The sequence below is a fragment of the Vibrio sp. MarTm2 genome, assembly GCF_027587055.1.
In the GTDB taxonomy this organism is placed as follows: domain Bacteria; phylum Pseudomonadota; class Gammaproteobacteria; order Enterobacterales; family Vibrionaceae; genus Vibrio; species Vibrio sinaloensis_D.
Map to the genome: position 1 here is coordinate 32,393 of NZ_JAPPTK010000006.1, position 17,955 is coordinate 50,347.

Genomic DNA, 17,955 nt, shown 5'->3' on the forward strand with positions numbered 1-17,955 from the left:
GATGTTTTCCAGTTCAAGGTGGCCTCCTTAAGCGCGAGCGTGAGCGGCTCACGAAAATGGGTTTGTGATGGAGAACAGGTACTAATGATAAGAAAAGCTTAGTCTAGTTAGTCAAAAAGTGAGCGTCATGTCTTAACTTTTAACTGTTTTAATAATGTTTTTATCAAGTTTCGTTGGTACTTTTTTGTCATTAATTGGTTTATCAGTTGTGAGACGACTAGCTTTATAGGATGCACCCTTACGTTTAAAAAACTGGATAGCCGAAGTTTGGCTTTTCAATTAGTCATACAACTAGGAAGTTTGACTATGAATACGAACAGTTCGTCCTTATTAGCAATAGCAAATTCAGTCGTCGTGATTGATGCCAATGGCCAGGTTAGAGAGTTACTTCCTGGTGAATCCCCACAACCTGGTGAAGTGGTCGTCTCTGCCGAACAAGGTGATAGTGCGCCTCCTCAGATAGATGCGCAGCTAGTTAACGACAATGGTGTGTTGAATGAGCTCAACTTAGACAATGAAATAGCGGCCATTTTTGACCAGATCGAGCAAGGCGTCGATCCAACCTTGAACGAAGAGTTTGCGACCGCTGCGGGTGGGCAAAATGGATCTAGCCTGACGGGTTCTGGTGATATCGAACGTATAGGCACGGAAACCATAGCGTCAACGTCGTTCGATACAACGGGATTGGAATCGCAAGGGCTTTCTGAAACTCAAAGTCTCTCTCTGTTGGATGTCGTACAAGATTCATTGACACCTCAAGCGATTATTTTGGGCGATGACTCAGTCAGAGCGGATGAAACAGACGAACCGTTAGTATTGACGGGAAGCTTGGTTGCGACAGAGTCGGAGGATACAAGCTTCATTCCTCAAACGGACGTGCAAGGAGAGTATGGTCTATTTTCGATTGATGCTGAGGGCAATTGGACGTTTACCGCTGATCACGCATTCGATGAGCTAAACGTTGGCGACTCTATTGTAGAAGTTTTTGAAGTTCAGTCTGGAGATGGCACAATTGCAAGTGTCTCCGTTGCGATTGATGGGACCAATGACTTACCGGAATTTGTGGCGACAGGGCAAGAAGCACCAGCAGATGATGTTAATCTCGCACCGTTTAATGTGAGCTCTTACTCGTTCGACTATTCTGAGGGAGCAAGTGCAGGAGAAACAATAGGCCAAGTTGCCGCGACGGATCCGGACAATAGCGTTTTAATCTTTAGTATTTCTACTAACCTTCAAGACAGCGAGGGCAACGACCTTTACCAAATTAACCCTGCAACAGGGGAAATCAGCTTAACTGAAGCGGGTACTGCTGCTTTTGTGAATGATTTTGAACAACTTTCCAATTCGCACAATATCGTTGTTACCGTGACAGAGGGAGATGGGGTTGGAGAGCCTCAATCTGTGGACGTTGATGTTTTCCTCAATGAGCAAAACCTAGACGATAATCCACCGACTTTTGAGGATGTCGATGATGGCGGCTACTCGTTTAATTACAACGAAAATGTGACTGATACTGACGTCATCGGTGTTGTGTCTGCATCTGATCCGGACGGCGAAAACGTCACCTACAGCATCACCACCAATGTGACCAACGACGCCGACGAGCCACTGTTTGAAATCGACGCCACCTCCGGTGAGATCAGCTTAACCGCAGCCGGGGTCGCCGCCTTTACTAACGATTTTGAGCTTGCGTCAAACGTGCACAATATTGTGGTCACCGCCACTGAAGACGAAGGCTTGGGTGACGTGAAATCCACCACCATCAATGTTGAGCTCAGTGAGCTGAACCTGGATGAAGACAGCCCAATCTTTGTCGATGATGACGACAATCCAGTGGAGGATTACGCGTTTGAGTACAACGAGAACTCACTCGACAGCGATGTGATTGGCACCGTAGCGGCGGTGGATGGCGATGGCGAAAACGTCACCTACAGCATCTCCACCAATGTCACCAACGACGCCGATGAGCCATTGTTTGAAATCGACGCCAACTCCGGTGAAGTCAGCTTAACCGCCGCTGGGGTGGCGGCGTTTACCAATGACTTTGAGCTTGCGTCAAACGTGCACAACATTGTGGTCACCGCCACCGAAGACGAAGGCTTGGGCGAAGTGAAATCCACTAACATCAATGTTGAGCTCAGTGAGCTGAACCTGGATGAAGACAGCCCAATCTTTGTCGATGATGACGACAATCCAGTGGAGGATTACGCGTTTGAGTACAACGAAAATTCGCTTGATAGCGATGTGATTGGCACCGTAGCGGCGGTCGATGGCGACGGTGAAAACGTCACCTACAGCATCGCCACCAATGTCACCAACGACGCCGATGAGCCGCTGTTTGAAATTGACGCCAATTCCGGCGAGATCAGTTTAACCGCAGCTGGGGTGGCGGCGTTTACCAATGACTTTGAGCTTGCGTCAAACGTGCACAATATTGTGGTCACCGCCACCGAAGACGAAGGTTTGGGCGACGTGAAACCCACCAACATCAATGTCGAGCTCAGTGAGCTAAACCTGGATGAAGACAGCCCCATCTTTGTGGATGACGACGACAATCCGGTGGCGGACTACGCGTTTGAGTACAACGAGAACTCACTCGACAGCGATGTGATTGGTTCAGTTTCCGCTGTTGATGGCGATGGTGAAAACGTCACCTACAGCATCGCTACCAATGTCACCAACGACGCCGATGAGCCATTGTTTGAAATCGACGCCAACTCCGGTGAAGTCAGCTTAACCGCAGCCGGGGTCGCCGCCTTTACCAATGACTTTGAGCTTGCGTCAAACGTGCACAATATTGTGGTCACCGCCACCGAAGACGAAGGCTTGGGCGAAGTGAAATCCACCAACATCAATGTCCAGCTCAGTGAGCTAAACCTTGATGAAGACAGTCCAATCTTTGTCGATGACGACGACAATCCAGTGGAGGATTACGCGTTTGAGTACAACGAGAACTCACTCGACAGCGATGTGATTGGCACCGTAGCGGCGGTGGATGGCGATGGCGAAAACGTCACCTACAGCATCTCCACCAATGTCACCAACGACGCCGATGAGCCATTGTTTGAAATCGACGCCAACTCCGGTGAAGTCAGCTTAACCGCCGCTGGGGTGGCGGCGTTTACCAATGACTTTGAGCTTGCGTCAAACGTGCACAACATTGTGGTCACCGCCACCGAAGACGAAGGCTTGGGCGAAGTGAAATCCACTAACATCAATGTTGAGCTCAGTGAGCTGAACCTGGATGAAGACAGCCCAATCTTTGTCGATGATGACGACAATCCAGTGGAGGATTACGCGTTTGAGTACAACGAAAATTCGCTTGATAGCGATGTGATTGGCACCGTAGCGGCGGTCGATGGCGACGGTGAAAACGTCACCTACAGCATCACCACCAATGTGACCAACGACGCCGATGAGCCACTGTTTGAAATCGACGCCAACTCCGGTGAGATCAGCTTAACGGCAGCCGGGGTCGCCGCCTTTACCAATGACTTTGAGATTGCGTCAAACGTGCACAATATTGTCGTGACCGCCACCGAAGACGAAGGTTTGGGCGAAGTGAAATCCACCAACATCAATGTTGAGCTCAGTGAGCTGAACTTGGATGAAGACAGCCCTATCTTTGTCGATGAAGACGACAATCCGGTGGAGGATTACGCGTTTGAATACAACGAGAACTCACTTGATAGCGATGTGATTGGTACAGTTTCCGCCGTTGATGGCGACGGTGAAGACGTCACCTACAGCATCACCACCAATGTGACCAACGACGCCGACGAGCCACTGTTTGAAATCGACGCCACCTCCGGTGAGATCAGCTTAACCGCCGCTGGGGTGGCGGCGTTTACCAATGACTTTGAGCTTGCGTCAAACGTGCACAACATTGTGGTCACCGCCACCGAAGACGAAGGCTTGGGTGACGTGAAATCCACCAACATCAATGTTGAGCTCAGTGAGCTGAACCTGGATGAAGACAGCCCAATCTTTGTCGATGATGACGACAATCCGGTGGAGGACTACGCGTTTGAGTACAACGAAAACTCACTCGATAGCGATGTGATTGGCACCGTAGCGGCGGTGGATGGCGATGGCGAAAACGTCACCTACAGCATCACCACCAATGTCACCAATGACTCCGATGAGCCGCTGTTTGAAATTGACGCCAATTCCGGCGAGATCAGCTTAACGGCAGCAGGGGTAGCGGCGTTTACCAATGACTTTGAGCTTGCGTCAAACGTGCACAATATTGTCGTGACCGCCACCGAAGACGAAGGTTTGGGCGAAGTGAAATCCACTAACATCAATGTTGAGCTCAGTGAGCTGAACCTGGATGAAGACAGCCCAATCTTTGTCGATGATGACGACAATCCAGTGGAGGACTACGCGTTTGAGTACAACGAAAACTCACTCGATAGCGATGTGATTGGCACCGTAGCGGCGGTGGATGGCGATGGCGAAAACGTCACCTACAGCATCACCACCAATGTGACCAACGACGCCGACGAGCCATTGTTTGAAATCGACGCCAACTCCGGTGAGATCAGCTTAACGGCAGCCGGGGTCGCCGCCTTTACCAATGACTTTGAGCTTGCGTCAAACGTGCACAATATTGTGGTGACCGCCACCGAAGACGAAGGCTTAGGCGAAGTGAAATCCACCAACATCAATGTCGAGCTCAGTGAGCTGAACCTGGATGAAGACAGCCCAATCTTTGTCGATGATGACGATAACCCCGTCGAGGACTACGCGTTTGAGTACAACGAGAACTCACTCGACAGCGATGTGATTGGCACCGTAGCGGCGGTGGATGGCGACGGTGAAAATGTCACCTACAGCATCACCGCCAATGTCACTAATGATGCCGATGAGCCGCTGTTTGAAATTGACGCCAATTCCGGCGAGATCAGCTTAACGGCAGCCGGGGTAGCGGCGTTTACCAATGACTTTGAGCTTGCGTCGAACGTGCACAACATTGTCGTCACCGCCACCGAAGATGAAGGCTTAGGTGACGTGAAATCCACCAACATCAATGTTGAGCTCAGTGAGCTGAATCTGGATGACAACGACCCTACCTTCAATGACACTAATCAAGAAGGCGAGTACTACTTTAGCTATGATGAAAACTCTAGCGATGACTATGTAATCGGCACTGTCTCAGCGACAGATGGTGATGGCGAGGAGATTGTTTACAGCATTAAAGAAAATGTGGTCAATGATGCAGACGAGCCATTGTTTGAAATTGATACCAGTAGCGGTCAAATTAGTTTGACGGTCGCTGGTGTGATTGCCTTTACCAATGATTTTGAACTTGCGGGCAATGTTCACAGTCTTGTCGTGACCGCTACGGAAGTTGATGGACTTGGTCCAATTAAATCTACTGACGTTCAAGTCACGCTTGAAGAACTCAATATTGATGACAATGCTCCGGTGTTTGATGCGAATGATGGTGACCAATATTCATTCTCCTACGATGAAAACAACAGCGACGAACATGTTATCGGAACCGTATCTGCAACCGATGCTGATGGCGAAGACGTCACCTACAGTATCACCACCAATGTCACCAACGATGCGAATGAGCCATTGTTTACGATTGACTCTTCAAGTGGTTCAATTTCCCTAACGGCTGCTGGTGTGCTTGCGTTTACAAACAACTTCGAGGCATTGGCCAATGCGCATACATTAGTGGTAACCGCCACAGAAGTGGATGGATTCGGTATTCAGAAGTCGACCAATATTGATGTGGTTCTTACCGAGTTGAATGTCAACGAGTTGCCGGTGGCAGAGGACTTTGAGGTTGATGCCGGAGAAGCCATCGTGATCCCGATTGTGTTTGACTCTGATGTTGAGGAATTTGACCATATTTCAGATGAAGACGACGATTTCAACGATGTACAACTCAACGTCATGCTGACTTCCTTACCAGAATATGGGACGTTGCTGTACACCGATGACTTTGGTGACACTCGTGTCATTACCGAAGCGGATCTGCATGTGATCGGTGCCGAGATTGACTCTAGCAAATTGTTTGATCCTGATAACATCAGCTATGTTCCAGGACCAGGGGAGGCCTTTGAAATAGGTTACTCTGGTGATCCGGACAATATTGTTTTGGATGAAGATGGATTCTACAACTGGGGTGAGTATGTCAGCGATACCGAGCGACTCATCACGCTGGACAACGGCAACACAATTGGCATCAGTATTACTGATAACAATGACAAACCACTCAAACAGTACACTGGCGGTCCTGCTCACGTTGGATGGGGGATTGGTGATACTGATGGCAACGGGCTAAACGCGCAGGAAACATTAATTGTTGATTTGAGCGATAACCCATTGGATGTGGTGACATTTGGTCTAGATGGAATGGGCGCGGGTTTTAACACAAATAGCAACGTCTATGTTGAGGTCACATACACCTTTGCAGATGGCACGACGGCTGTGGAGCAGTATCAAAAAGATGAAGGGGAGGTTGGAAACGACAAAATTCTTTATGAGTTTAGCTATTCATCTCCTGACAATCCAATCACGAAAATGGAGCTCAGTTCAACAGGGAGTAATTGGGAGTTTAGATACTTATCCGGCAACCAAGACATCACGGAAGATGTGTCGTTCGATTACGTCGCTGTCGACTCTGATCTGGCAATAAGCAATGAAGCGACCGTTACCATCGATGTGTCTGATTCTCCGGAATACACGGTGCTATCTGCCGAGTTAGGGGAAGACTTAACCGCACAGCTAGGTAATCAAATGATGCTTGGTGACGACAATAGCAACGTGTTTACTTGGCTTGATACCACGCTGGACAATGGTACTGATGTGATTGATAACTTCAAATTAGGCAGTGACTTAATCGACTTGCGTGAAATACTGCAAGACGATGACAACGTTGAAGTCGCCGATTTGGTTAATCAAATAGACGTGAGTATCAGTGAAGACGATGTAGTCTTTACCGTGAGTGATGAAGGTCGAGAGCAGACCATTGTTTTGGAGGGTGTCTATGACAGCTTTGCTGATGCGGGTCTCATCGTAAACAATGCGATAACTGATGAGCTGGAAATGCTCACTCAAGTCCTAAAAACTGACGCGGCGTAAGTGCGCTCGAGAGTGTTTTTAGCTAAAGATAAAGAGGCGAGTTAAGACGCTCGCCTCTTTTTGATAGATGAATAAATAATTTAACATTCAAAAGTGAAAAATTGTTGCCAGAAGATTTTATTTTATGATATTTTCGCGCGCAATCTCGGACGAGAGTCTAGTAAAGACATTCTGGGGGATACGCGAGGTGTTCATTCGGGCTGAGTGAGCATCGCGTAGGGTAGGTATCGGTAAGTTCTTTTACCGATAGACGGGATACTAATGTCGTGGATGCGGCATGTGAATGGGAAACCCAACATTGAACTCACTTAACAAACACACAATAATCAGCTTCGTTCTCCCTCAATGCCCTGTTCTGCAAGACAGTTGCATTACTGAACCTTGATCTAATTTCTTACATGTAACCCGCGTCTTGTGATGCGGAGCGATTTGTCGTACCCGATTCACTTCATTGGGGCGGCTGACTGTACCTTGCGTTCACCCATTACGTGAAATTGCGAGTGTTCATTTACATTTCATGGGATTAAATCATGAGCACAGCCTTTGAAGTCGATACGCCAGCCCTAGACGCTGGGATCGCAACACCATTTTCTCGTCAGATTCCAACTGTGGAAGGTCTTTATGATTTAACGCCTGATGAGGTGTTACTAGACCAAGAACAACACGAATCTGAAGTTCGTTCATACCCGCGTCGTTTACCGATTGCGATTAAACAAGCGTATGGCTGTTTAGTCGAAGATACGCGTGGTCAAATCTTCCTAGATTGCCTTGCGGGTGCCGGTACATTGGCTCTGGGCTACAACCATCCAGAGATCAACCAAGCGCTAAAAGAACAATTGGATTCTGGTTTGCCATACCAGACTCTCGATATCGCAACCTCAGCGAAAACACATTTTATTAGGTCTGTTAAGGGTTTCCTTCCTCAAGAGTTGAGCGACAACTGTGTGATCCAGTTCTGTGGTCCTTCTGGCGCGGATGCGGTTGAAGCGGCAATCAAACTGGCAAAGCAGACAACTGGTCGTAACACCATGTTCGCTTTCCGCGGTGCTTACCACGGTATGACGAACGGCACCATGGGTATGATGGGTAACTTGGGCACCAAAGCACGTCGCACTGGCTTGATGTCAGATGTCCACTTTATGCCATTCCCTTACGATCTGCGTTGTCCATTTGGTCTAGGTGGCGATGAAGGCGCGAAAGCGGGCATTCGTTATATTGAACGTCTTTTGAACGATGATGAAGCAGGGATCATGAAGCCTGCGGCGATCGTTGTAGAGCCAGTGCAAGGTGAAGGTGGTGTTATTCCTGCTCCTGCATTTTGGCTACGTGAGTTGCGTCGTATCTGTGACGAGCACGGCATCCTACTAATTTTTGACGAAATTCAATGTGGTGTAGGTAAGTCTGGCTACAACTTCGCATTTGAAGAAGCAGGCATTGTTCCTGATATTTTGTGTTTGTCTAAAGCGATTGGCGGTGGCTTGCCGATGTCGCTACTTGTGATCAACAAACAACACGACACGTGGAAGCCAGGCGAGCACACCGGTACTTTCCGTGGTAACCAGCTAGCGATGGTGTCTGGGGCGAAAGCACTAGAAATCATCCAACGTGACAACCTTGTTGAGCACGCTAACGTTGCTGGTCAGTACCTTCGTTTTGGTCTTGAGAGCATTCAAAAGCGCGTCAACTGTATTGCAGATGTGCGCGGCAAAGGTTTGATGCTTGGCGTTGAGATTAAACATCCAAGTGGCGAGCTAAACAAGTTTGGCGAGCCTTTGTCAGATGGCCAATTGACACTTGCGATTCAACGTGCGGCGCTTGAACGTGGCTTAATGGTAGAGAAGGGCGGCCGCGACGGTTCGGTGATTCGTTTCCTTCCACCACTGATTATCTCTTTCGAGCAAATCGACTTTGCACTACGCGTACTGGAAGATGCGATCATTGCGGCAGGCGGTAGCCACGTTGAAGCAGACCCACAAGAAGAGTGGAAGAAGCACTTCATTCAAACTGGTGAGCTAGGCGGTACTGAGTTTGCCTCAGTAATGAATCACACCACAGCCGCGATGAAGTCAGTATTCGAGCAGGTGGACGCACCATACTCTGGTATGGATCCAAAACTGCTCGAAGCGGCCATTAACGCAGTTGATCTGGACAACAAAAACGCATCGCTAAAATCTGTAATTGATGAAGCAGCAGAGCTTGTTGCGAAGAATGCGATTTTCACTCAGCACCCAGATTGCATTGCTCACCTACATACACCGCCTCTTATGCCAGCAGTCGCGGCAGAAGCCATGATTGCAGCATTGAACCAATCAATGGATTCATGGGATCAAGCGTCGTCTGCGACTTACGTAGAGCAAAAGGTGATTGACTGGCTGTGCGATAAGTACGAATTTGGTGAAAAGTCGGACGGCATCTTCACTAGCGGCGGCACACAAAGCAACCAAATGGGCTTGATGCTGGCTCGTGATTGGATTGCAGACAAGCTAAGCGGTCACTCTATTCAGAAGCTGGGTCTTCCAGATTACGCAGACAAACTGCGCATTGTGTGCTCTAAGAAATCACACTTCACGGTTCAAAAGTCAGCATCTTGGATGGGGCTAGGTGAAAAAGCCGTGATGACCGTCGATGCGAACGCTGACGGCACAATGGACGTAAGCCAATTAGATCAAGTTCTAACTCAGGCAAAAGCAGAAGGTTTGATTCCATTCGCGATTGTTGGCACTGCGGGGACGACCGATCACGGTGCGATTGACGATCTTGATTTCATTGCTGATATGGCAGCGAAACATGAGATGTGGATGCATGTTGACGGCGCTTATGGTGGTGCTCTGATTCTTAGCAGTCACAAATCACGCTTGAAAGGTGTGGAGCGTGCAAACTCGATCAGTGTCGACTTCCACAAATTGTTCTACCAAACAATCAGCTGCGGCGCGTTGCTGGTGAACGATAAGTCGAACTTTAAGTACTTGCTTCACCATGCTGACTACCTAAACCGTGAACATGATGAGCTACCAAACTTGGTAGATAAATCTATCGCAACGACAAAGCGATTTGACGCATTGAAAGTCTTTATGACGATGCAAAACGTCGGTCCTAAAGCGCTTGGTGATATGTACGATCACTTGTTGGCACAAACGAAAGACGTTGCTGAGATGGTTCGGGCACATGATCAGTTCGAGCTTCTGGCTGAACCAGCACTTTCAACGGTTCTTTTCCGCGCAACCAACGCGTGTGCCGATCTTGATGAATTGAACAAAGCGTTGCGCCTTGAAGCGTTGACTGGCGGTATTGCAGTTCTCGGTGAAACCATCGTTGATGGTAAGACCGCACTTAAATTTACGATTTTAAACCCTTGTTTGACGACAGCGGATTTTGAATCTTTGCTTTTGAAAATTAACACGCTAGCGGCTGAGCTAGCTTAATAAAGGTAACGGAAAACTATGGCTATTCTACAGATTGGTGCAGGTGGTGTTGGTTGGGTTGTTGCACACAAAGCGGCACAAAACAACGACGTTCTAGGAGATATAACTATTGCGTCTCGCACGGTTGGTAAGTGTGAAAAAATCATCGAATCGATTCAGAAGAAAAATAACCTGAAAGATGCATCTAAGAAACTCGAAGCACGCGCAGTGAATGCTGATGATGTCGATGCACTCGTTGCTCTTATTAACGAAGTGAAGCCAGATCTTGTGATTAACGCAGGTCCTCCTTGGGTTAACATGACCATTATGGAAGCGTGTTACCAAGCGAGAGTTTCATACCTAGATACATCAGTAGCCGTTGATCTCTGTTCTGAAGGTCAGCAAGTGCCAGAGGCTTACGACTGGCAGTGGGGTTACCGTGAAAAGTTCGAAGAAGCGGGCATCACAGGTATTCTAGGTGCGGGTTTCGATCCAGGTGTAGTGTCGGTATTCGCGGCGTACGCTGTGAAGCATCTGTTTGATGAAATCGATACGATCGACGTTATGGACGTAAACGCGGGCGATCACGGCAAGAAGTTCGCAACCAACTTTGACCCAGAAACGAACATGCTTGAGATCCAGGGCGATTCGTTCTACTGGGAAAACGGTGAGTGGAAACAAGTACCTTGTCACTCTCGTATGCTAGAGTTCGATTTCCCGAACTGTGGTTCACACAAAGTGTACTCAATGGCACACGATGAAGTTCGCTCAATGAAAGAGTTCATCCCTGCTAAACGCATTGAATTCTGGATGGGTTTCGGTGACCGTTACCTAAACTACTTCAATGTAATGCGTGATATCGGTCTATTGAGCCCAGATCCACTCACGCTGCACGATGGCACTGTTGTACAGCCTCTACACGTGTTGAAGGCACTATTACCAGATCCAACATCACTAGCGCCAGGCTACACAGGTCTAACGTGTATCGGTACTTGGGTTCAGGGTAAGAAAGACGGCAAAGAGCGTAGTGTGTTTATCTACAACAACGCAGACCACGAAGTGGCTTACGAAGATGTAGAACACCAAGCGATCTCTTACACGACAGGTGTTCCTGCCATTACTGCTGCACTGCAATTCTTCCGTGGTAAGTGGGCGGATAAAGGCGTGTTCAACATGGAACAGCTAGATCCAGATCCGTTCCTAGAGACAATGCCAAGTATCGGTCTAGATTGGCACGTTCAGGAGTTGGAAGCGGGCCAAGGTCTGCCAGTAATTCACGAGCTTAAGAAGTAAGCATTGAACGTTTAATCGTTGATTGAAGGGGACATGGATTGTTCCCTTTTTACTGACTAGTACCTTTATGGAAAGGTATCATTTACTTTGGTTTTGTAACTCACTTCGTTCAGACAGGACAAAATCAAAGTAAATGACACCAACCTTCTATTTATCCTTTTTCATCTCTAGAGACTGTTTGAGTACATAAAATGACATTTCAGAAAGAAGAACTTAAAACCCCGTACTTCATGATCAACGAAGATAAGTTGATTGAGAACCTTGAGAAAGCGAAACAGTTGAAAGAGATTTCGGGCGTGAAGCTAGTGTTGGCGCTGAAATGCTTCTCAACATGGGGTGTATTTGACATCATCAAGCCTTACCTAGACGGCACAACTAGCTCTGGCCCGTTTGAAGTGAAACTTGGCTACGAAACGTTTGGTGGTGAAACACATGCATACAGCGTGGGCTACAGCGAAGATGATGTACGTGAAGTCGCGGATATCTGTGACAAAATGATTTTCAACTCGCAGTCACAGTTAGCGGCTTATCGCCATATCGTTGAAGGCAAAGCGTCGATTGGCCTGCGTCTGAATCCAGGTGTGAGCTACGCAGGTCAAGACTTAGCGAACCCTGCACGTCAGTTTTCTCGTCTAGGCGTACAAGCTGACCACATCAAGCCGGAAATTTTCGATGGCATTGATGGCGTGATGTTCCACATGAATTGTGAGAACAAAGACGTGGATGCGTTTATCGGCCTGCTGGATTCAATCTCCGAACAGTTTGGCGAATATCTAAATAAACTCGATTGGGTCAGCATGGGCGGTGGTGTGTTCTTCACATGGCCAGGCTATGACGTCGAGAAACTGGGTCTTGCACTTAAAGCCTTCTCTGAAAAACACGGCGTGCAAATGTATCTAGAGCCGGGAGAGGCAATCATCACCAAAACCACGGATCTTGTGGTGACTGTGGTCGACATCGTAGAAAACGTGAAGAAGACTGCGATTGTGGATTCGGCAACGGAAGCGCACCGACTAGATACCTTGATTTACAAGGAGCCTGCGTCAATCTTGGAAGCATCTGAAAACGGTGATCATGAATACGTGATTGGTTCGTGTTCTTGTCTGGCTGGTGACCAGTTCTGTGTTGCGAACTTCGAGCAGCCACTAGAAATTGGCCAGCGCTTGCACATTTTGGACAGCGCTGGTTATACCATGGTGAAACTGAACTGGTTCAACGGTCTAAGAATGCCTTCGGTATACTGTGAACGTTCCAACGGTGATATTCAAAAGCTGAACGAATTTGATTACTCAGACTTTAAACGCTCTCTCTCTCAGTGGAGTGTAGAGTAAGCGTAAATTGATTGGTGAGATGTAAAAAGAGCAGCTTGTCGCTGCTCTTTTTTTGCCTTTCTGAACTACTGATAATCTTTAACCAAACGAATAAGAATTCTATCGTTTTCTCCGTTAATAAATTCTTCTCCATTATTAAAGTCGATCACTAAACCTTTGATATCAGCGTTTATCTCAGTATTAGCAACTCCGTTCACAGTTCTCGGAGCATCTGGAGTGTTGGTCCAATAAGGCTCATTTTCCGTTGCTGGGAAAAATGTCGTATCAATGGCTGGAAATACGCACTGATAGTTCACGATCGAGGTGAGCTCTTTGATATTCGGTAAACGAAAACCAGGGATTCCTTCTACAGTCGTAATAGCTGGGTCTTCCGTTGCTTTGAGAGCCTCTTGCCATGTCCCAAAGTGGGTTGCACCATCGTTAGTACAACTGTTGCTGTCAGGCAAGTAGGTTTGCCCCAATGTACATTTTTGCCAAAGCAAGTTGGTTTTTACATCAAGGATGGTACCGTTTTCAAGGTCGACCAACTGCCCCTCGTCTTGTGACAGTGGCTGGTTGGTGATACAAGTTTGAGCCCAAGCCGAAGTTGTTGCGAACGTTAAGCAAGCTAATAGATGTAGTGCTTTCATTATTCTTTACCTCCGCTTACGGCAATAACTGAGTTGTAGGATCCTTTAAGACAGAGTTTTGCTTGCCCAGAAACCGTATCGACACACCAAGCGGCGCCATTGCGTTCAGCATTGGTTGCATTGGTAAAATAGGTTTTTCCATGGATAAACTTTAGAAACGCTCGGTTATTGTTGTCGTTATTATCTGCATTGAAGCTAACTAGTGATTTCATTTCTGCTGGTCTTGGTAAACGCCAGTCAGTAAAACCACAAATCGCAAATCGATTCATTTGGCTCAAATAACCCGATGTATCACAGCGACGATCGCCCTCCGAGTTTTGTGAAACAGCACAAGTAAAGTCAATAGGAACTTCTTGGGGCATAGTCATGTTCTCTGCCCCTTTACTACCACCGTTTAGGGTGTCGTCCTTTTCGAACCACGTATACAAGTATGTTGAGTTTTGCCAATAACGCGATGCGGTAACATAATCTGGTCTAGTAGGATCAGTTCCATCCGGGTAGATATAATTATCTGGATCGTCTTCCTGTGCTTTTTGTTCATCTTCTACTTCTTTACGATTTAATGGTAAGTCGACAGAAACAGTTGGTTTGCTCTCAATATACAGGCCTGTCGTGTTATCACGTACACAAGCATAGTCGGATGCGCTTATAGGTAAAACGTTGCCATGGATATCAAACTTAGTGTAACTAAAGCCGTAGCGGCCGTCTGTATGATCAACTGGGCTGTCTGTATCGGAGCCAAAATCAGCATCTTGATTTGGATAGTCCGTTTGAGGGTTAGCGCTGTTAAAGTTGTTACCATCGTAACGAGTCACAAATCCGGTATCGTTAAAGCGTTTGTCACCCGGAATATAAATGGTGAGCGCTTTGTGTTGTTCATCAATTGTGACGTTGTTTGGGTTTGTGAGAGTATAAACTAACTTCTCTGCGCCTTCGCTGATGTCATCTTTTGTCGCGGTGACGTCAAATGTTACGCTTAATTCGTCTTTTAATATTGTGACGGTTTTCTCTGGGGTGAGTGTGTCGGTGAAGTCATTTTGATTTACTGTCCCAGATTGTTCCAAAGTCACAGATATGGGTAGGCTCGACGGATGAGTAACACTAATAGAGAAAGTGTCACTCTCGCCTTCAAGCAGTGTGCGGTTCAGTTTTTCAAAACTAATATGGGGTTCGCCATCGATGTCAGATAGAGTAACAACCGATTGACCGCGCTCAATTGTGTAGTCAGATCGAATTGGGCCGGAGATGGAATAGGTTAGTGACACATCATTTTCGAAATATTTGTTATTGCTTAAGCTAAGTGGCAATTTTACTTCTGTTTGCCCGGCAACAATCGTAAAAGGCTCAGATACTTTCGCTGTGTAGTTTTTGAATTTACCACTACTTCTCGCATTTATATCCGAAGTGGTGATATATAGCGTAAGGTCGCTTTTTAAAGCTTCCGAGAGTGTCAGTTGAATATATTGTGTTTCACTACCATTAATAGGCTCAACAAAGCTGATTGAGCTAGGGACATTGATTTTACTAACAATAGGGAGAGGATCAGGATTGGGTGTTGGTCCCGGATTTGGAGAGACTCCACCATTGTCACCACCTAGACTTCCGCCGCTGCCACCTTTACAACCACCAAGCAGAATTGCAAATAATGCAATAGCTATCGCTTTCTTATTATGCGTAATCTCATGCATGAGAATATAAATTCCTGAATGTGTAATAAAACTAATCTATCGATTGTATCAGAGATGTGTGCTGTAAAATAAGGGTATTTCTTGGATAGTTAGAGTTAATCACACTTGATTGGTGTCACTTTGTATATATAAATACTTTGATTATAATGCGGTGGATTATTTATTATCTGGAATACAAAAAATGTATAAAGCCCTTCTCATTGCGCTGTCTGCTTCGGTTGCATTTACCGCACAAGCAGAGCAGGAAAAAGAGTATTTAACACAAGATTTCTATGTTGGCGGTAACTTAAGTTCTTACAGTCTTGAAGGTAATAACGGAGCGTCATTTGGTGCTCATGTCGGCGCGAAAAATATTTATAATGAGCGCTTTTTGGTTGGTGGTGAGTTTGTCATTGCTGGTTACAGCAGCAGTGATTTTGAAAAAGAACAAAACGCCTCAGAAAAATACTCTATTGCTGGTAATATCCCACTCGGTGTAAGGATTGATGCTGGCAACGCATTAAATGTAGATATTTACGGTTTGCTTGGTTATAAAGTGCTGTTTCTTGATGGTGCAAGTGACGACTATATTAAAGGTGTATCGTTTGGTGCTGGCGCCGATTTAGATTTCAAACACTGGGCATTGGGTTTGCAATTCTCTCGTACAGAGTATGACTATGAGATTACGGACAACACAGTAATGCTTAAAGGCAGTTACAAGTTCAATTTGTAATTGGTTAAGTCAGTTCTTACGATGAAAGACCGTAAGAACTGACCTTTCGCTATGCTTCAACCATTACTCTTGTATCTTCACTCAGTGACTCAAGCTCATTGGCTATATCATCAATACTGATTTCTTGAGGCAATCGAATCGCCATATTGGCTGTAAACAAACTTGAACTTACACCGCCGCCACCAGCAATAAAGACGCGCTGACAGTCCATATCCAAAATATTTACGCCTTGTCCATCCAAAACATGGGTAATCTCATTAACGATGCCTGCACGATCGTTTGAATCGAGTCTTAGCTGATAAATCGTATCGACGTTATGACCCACAGAGTCAGAATCAACAATCTGTACGACAAGATCAGGGTGTTGTTTAAACGCTTCTTGAACAACTAAAGCATTTTCTTCTGGAACGTCAATTTTGATAACCGCAGCCACTTGATCTTCGATAAAGTTAACTTTGCTAATTAGCCATTTCCCACCGTTTTCGTGTGTGACAGCGGCTAACTGCTTAATGGTCGCAGGTGTTGCTTTACCAACGAAGTTGGCGATAAAGGTTGTATTCACAGTGGGCCTCCTAAGAGATTGCAGGAAGGGTTTAATTTGAGTGTAGATGGGGAGGCCATAATAGGTTTGATATGCGTCAAGTTTTCAACCTAATCCATTGTTCAGGTTGTAGTTATTGTATCTGGAGCACAAAAAAAGCGACGCACTGCGTCGCTTTTATAAGAACGTCGTCTCTACTCTAGAAAGTGATTTTCATTTCTACGCCGTAGAATGCTTTGTCATAACTTGCGCCTGCATCCATCGCAAATTGTGCTGCATTGTGATTGCCAAACCATGGTGTACTGCTGTATTGAAACTCTGCACTGCCACCCCAAGCATCACTAACCCAGCCGTGAATGTGTCCTACCGGGTTTAGGAAAAAGAGGGTTACACCGCCCATGGTTTCTGAACCCCAAACTTCTCCCCCTGACGCCACGATGTCTTGCTCTGCTTCGAACATCAACTCACCGACAACCGCACCAAAGAAAGGGGTAATGAACAGATCTTGCCAAGATGGAACTTCAGCAAATGCTTCTACGCCATACTCCCAGAAAAAGGCAGACATTGTCGCGGAGTAGAGGAATGATTCAAATTCGTTGAAACCAGCATGACGCGCCGCAGTGTAATAAACACCACCGAAATAAGGGTGCATAATGTAGTTCAAGAAATGTTCGTCGCGATCCCAAACTGGACCGTCAGTGACGTTATCTTTCCACTTGCTGCCAAGGCCGCTTAAGTTGCGATCTTCCGCATCCCATTTTGTGATGGATTCAGGGAGCAATGTCATTAAGCCGACCGTTGCCACACTCAAGCCCAAGATTGTATAAGTTTGCCCTTTTAGGTAATCCCAATCCTTCTCGTTTTGTACAGTCAGGTATTTAGGTAGTGGTGGCTCTTCAAGATTCAGCGTGTTCTCTGACAAACTTAAGCTAAACGGGTCTGGGTTGATTGCGTCATTGGAGTATGAATACAAGGTGTAATTTTCCGCTTGATCAACCGTGTAGGAAAACTCAATATGTTGGTTGTAGTTGCTCATATTGGCATGAGCTAGGGTAGAGGTTGACAAGACTAAAGCGGCAATGCTTTTTTTGAACACGGAAAACTCCACTGCGATTTTTTAATGATCAGACTCACAATTATCTAATAAAGTCATGCTAATGGAAACCAGAAATTCGCTTGCAGGAACGATTTGTCAGATTCTCACTCTATAAGTAGCGAAAACTACAATTTCAAGTGCACCAAAAGTAATGCCTACTAGT

Annotated in this window: 9 protein-coding genes; 5 read left to right on the plus strand and 4 right to left on the minus strand. The window is 46.4% G+C overall.

The features are described 5' to 3' along the window. Positions 1–306 precede the first annotated feature (306 nt). The 4 genes from OH458_RS13190 (at position 307) to nspC (ending at position 13,126) form a co-directional block, all read left to right on the plus strand. Complete coding sequence (locus OH458_RS13190; RefSeq protein WP_269978653.1) at positions 307–7,101, plus strand: VCBS domain-containing protein; 6,795 nt, start codon at positions 307–309, stop codon at positions 7,099–7,101. A gap of 530 nt (positions 7,102–7,631) precedes the next feature. Continuing rightward, a complete protein-coding gene (locus tag OH458_RS13195) occupies positions 7,632–10,523 on the plus strand; it encodes a pyridoxal phosphate-dependent class III aminotransferase (protein WP_269978654.1) in 2,892 nt (963 codons plus the stop codon). A gap of 18 nt (positions 10,524–10,541) precedes the next feature. Further along, complete coding sequence (locus OH458_RS13200; RefSeq protein WP_269978655.1) at positions 10,542–11,795, plus strand: carboxynorspermidine synthase; 1,254 nt, start codon at positions 10,542–10,544, stop codon at positions 11,793–11,795. Between the two features lie 191 nt (positions 11,796–11,986). After that, entirely contained in the window at positions 11,987–13,126 is a 1,140-nt protein-coding gene (nspC, locus tag OH458_RS13205) for a carboxynorspermidine decarboxylase (RefSeq protein WP_269978656.1), read from the plus strand. A 65-nt stretch (positions 13,127–13,191) separates the two neighbouring features. On the opposite strand, the gene OH458_RS13210 is transcribed toward nspC, so the two are convergent. Together OH458_RS13210 and OH458_RS13215 are read right to left on the minus strand one after the other, a co-directional pair. Next, a complete protein-coding gene (locus OH458_RS13210; RefSeq protein ID WP_269978657.1) occupies positions 13,192–13,755 on the minus strand; it encodes an Lcl C-terminal domain-containing protein in 564 nt (187 codons plus the stop codon). After that, positions 13,755–15,443 (minus strand): Lcl C-terminal domain-containing protein, encoded by a 1,689-nt coding sequence (locus OH458_RS13215; RefSeq protein ID WP_269978658.1) that lies wholly within the window; start codon positions 15,441–15,443, stop codon positions 13,755–13,757. The genes OH458_RS13210 and OH458_RS13215 overlap by 1 nt, the downstream gene beginning before the upstream one ends. 181 nt (positions 15,444–15,624) lie before the next feature. Here OH458_RS13215 and OH458_RS13220 point away from each other — a divergent pair, with 181 nt between their 5' ends. Next, complete coding sequence (locus OH458_RS13220) at positions 15,625–16,155, plus strand: hypothetical protein (protein WP_269978659.1); 531 nt, start codon at positions 15,625–15,627, stop codon at positions 16,153–16,155. Positions 16,156–16,204: 49 nt separating this feature from the next. On the opposite strand, the gene OH458_RS13225 is transcribed toward OH458_RS13220, so the two are convergent. Further along, the gene (locus OH458_RS13225; RefSeq protein WP_269978660.1) at positions 16,205–16,717 is read right to left on the minus strand and encodes a glycine cleavage system protein R; all 513 of its coding nucleotides are present in this window, start codon (positions 16,715–16,717) and stop codon (positions 16,205–16,207) included. A 178-nt stretch (positions 16,718–16,895) separates the two neighbouring features. After that, on the minus strand, positions 16,896–17,792 hold the full coding sequence (locus OH458_RS13230; RefSeq protein WP_269978661.1) for a DUF3943 domain-containing protein: 897 nt from the start codon (positions 17,790–17,792) through the stop codon (positions 16,896–16,898). Between the last annotated feature and the right edge of the window lie 163 nt (positions 17,793–17,955).

Coding starts and splice junctions, on each gene's coding strand:
- OH458_RS13190 (WP_269978653.1), top strand. CDS start 307: ATGAATACGAACAGTTCGTCCTTATTAGCAATAGCAAATTCAGTCGTC.
- OH458_RS13195 (WP_269978654.1), top strand. CDS start 7,632: ATGAGCACAGCCTTTGAAGTCGATACGCCAGCCCTAGACGCTGGGATC.
- OH458_RS13200 (WP_269978655.1), top strand. CDS start 10,542: ATGGCTATTCTACAGATTGGTGCAGGTGGTGTTGGTTGGGTTGTTGCA.
- nspC (WP_269978656.1), top strand. CDS start 11,987: ATGACATTTCAGAAAGAAGAACTTAAAACCCCGTACTTCATGATCAAC.
- OH458_RS13210 (WP_269978657.1), bottom strand. CDS start 13,755: ATGAAAGCACTACATCTATTAGCTTGCTTAACGTTCGCAACAACTTCG.
- OH458_RS13215 (WP_269978658.1), bottom strand. CDS start 15,443: ATGCATGAGATTACGCATAATAAGAAAGCGATAGCTATTGCATTATTT.
- OH458_RS13220 (WP_269978659.1), top strand. CDS start 15,625: ATGTATAAAGCCCTTCTCATTGCGCTGTCTGCTTCGGTTGCATTTACC.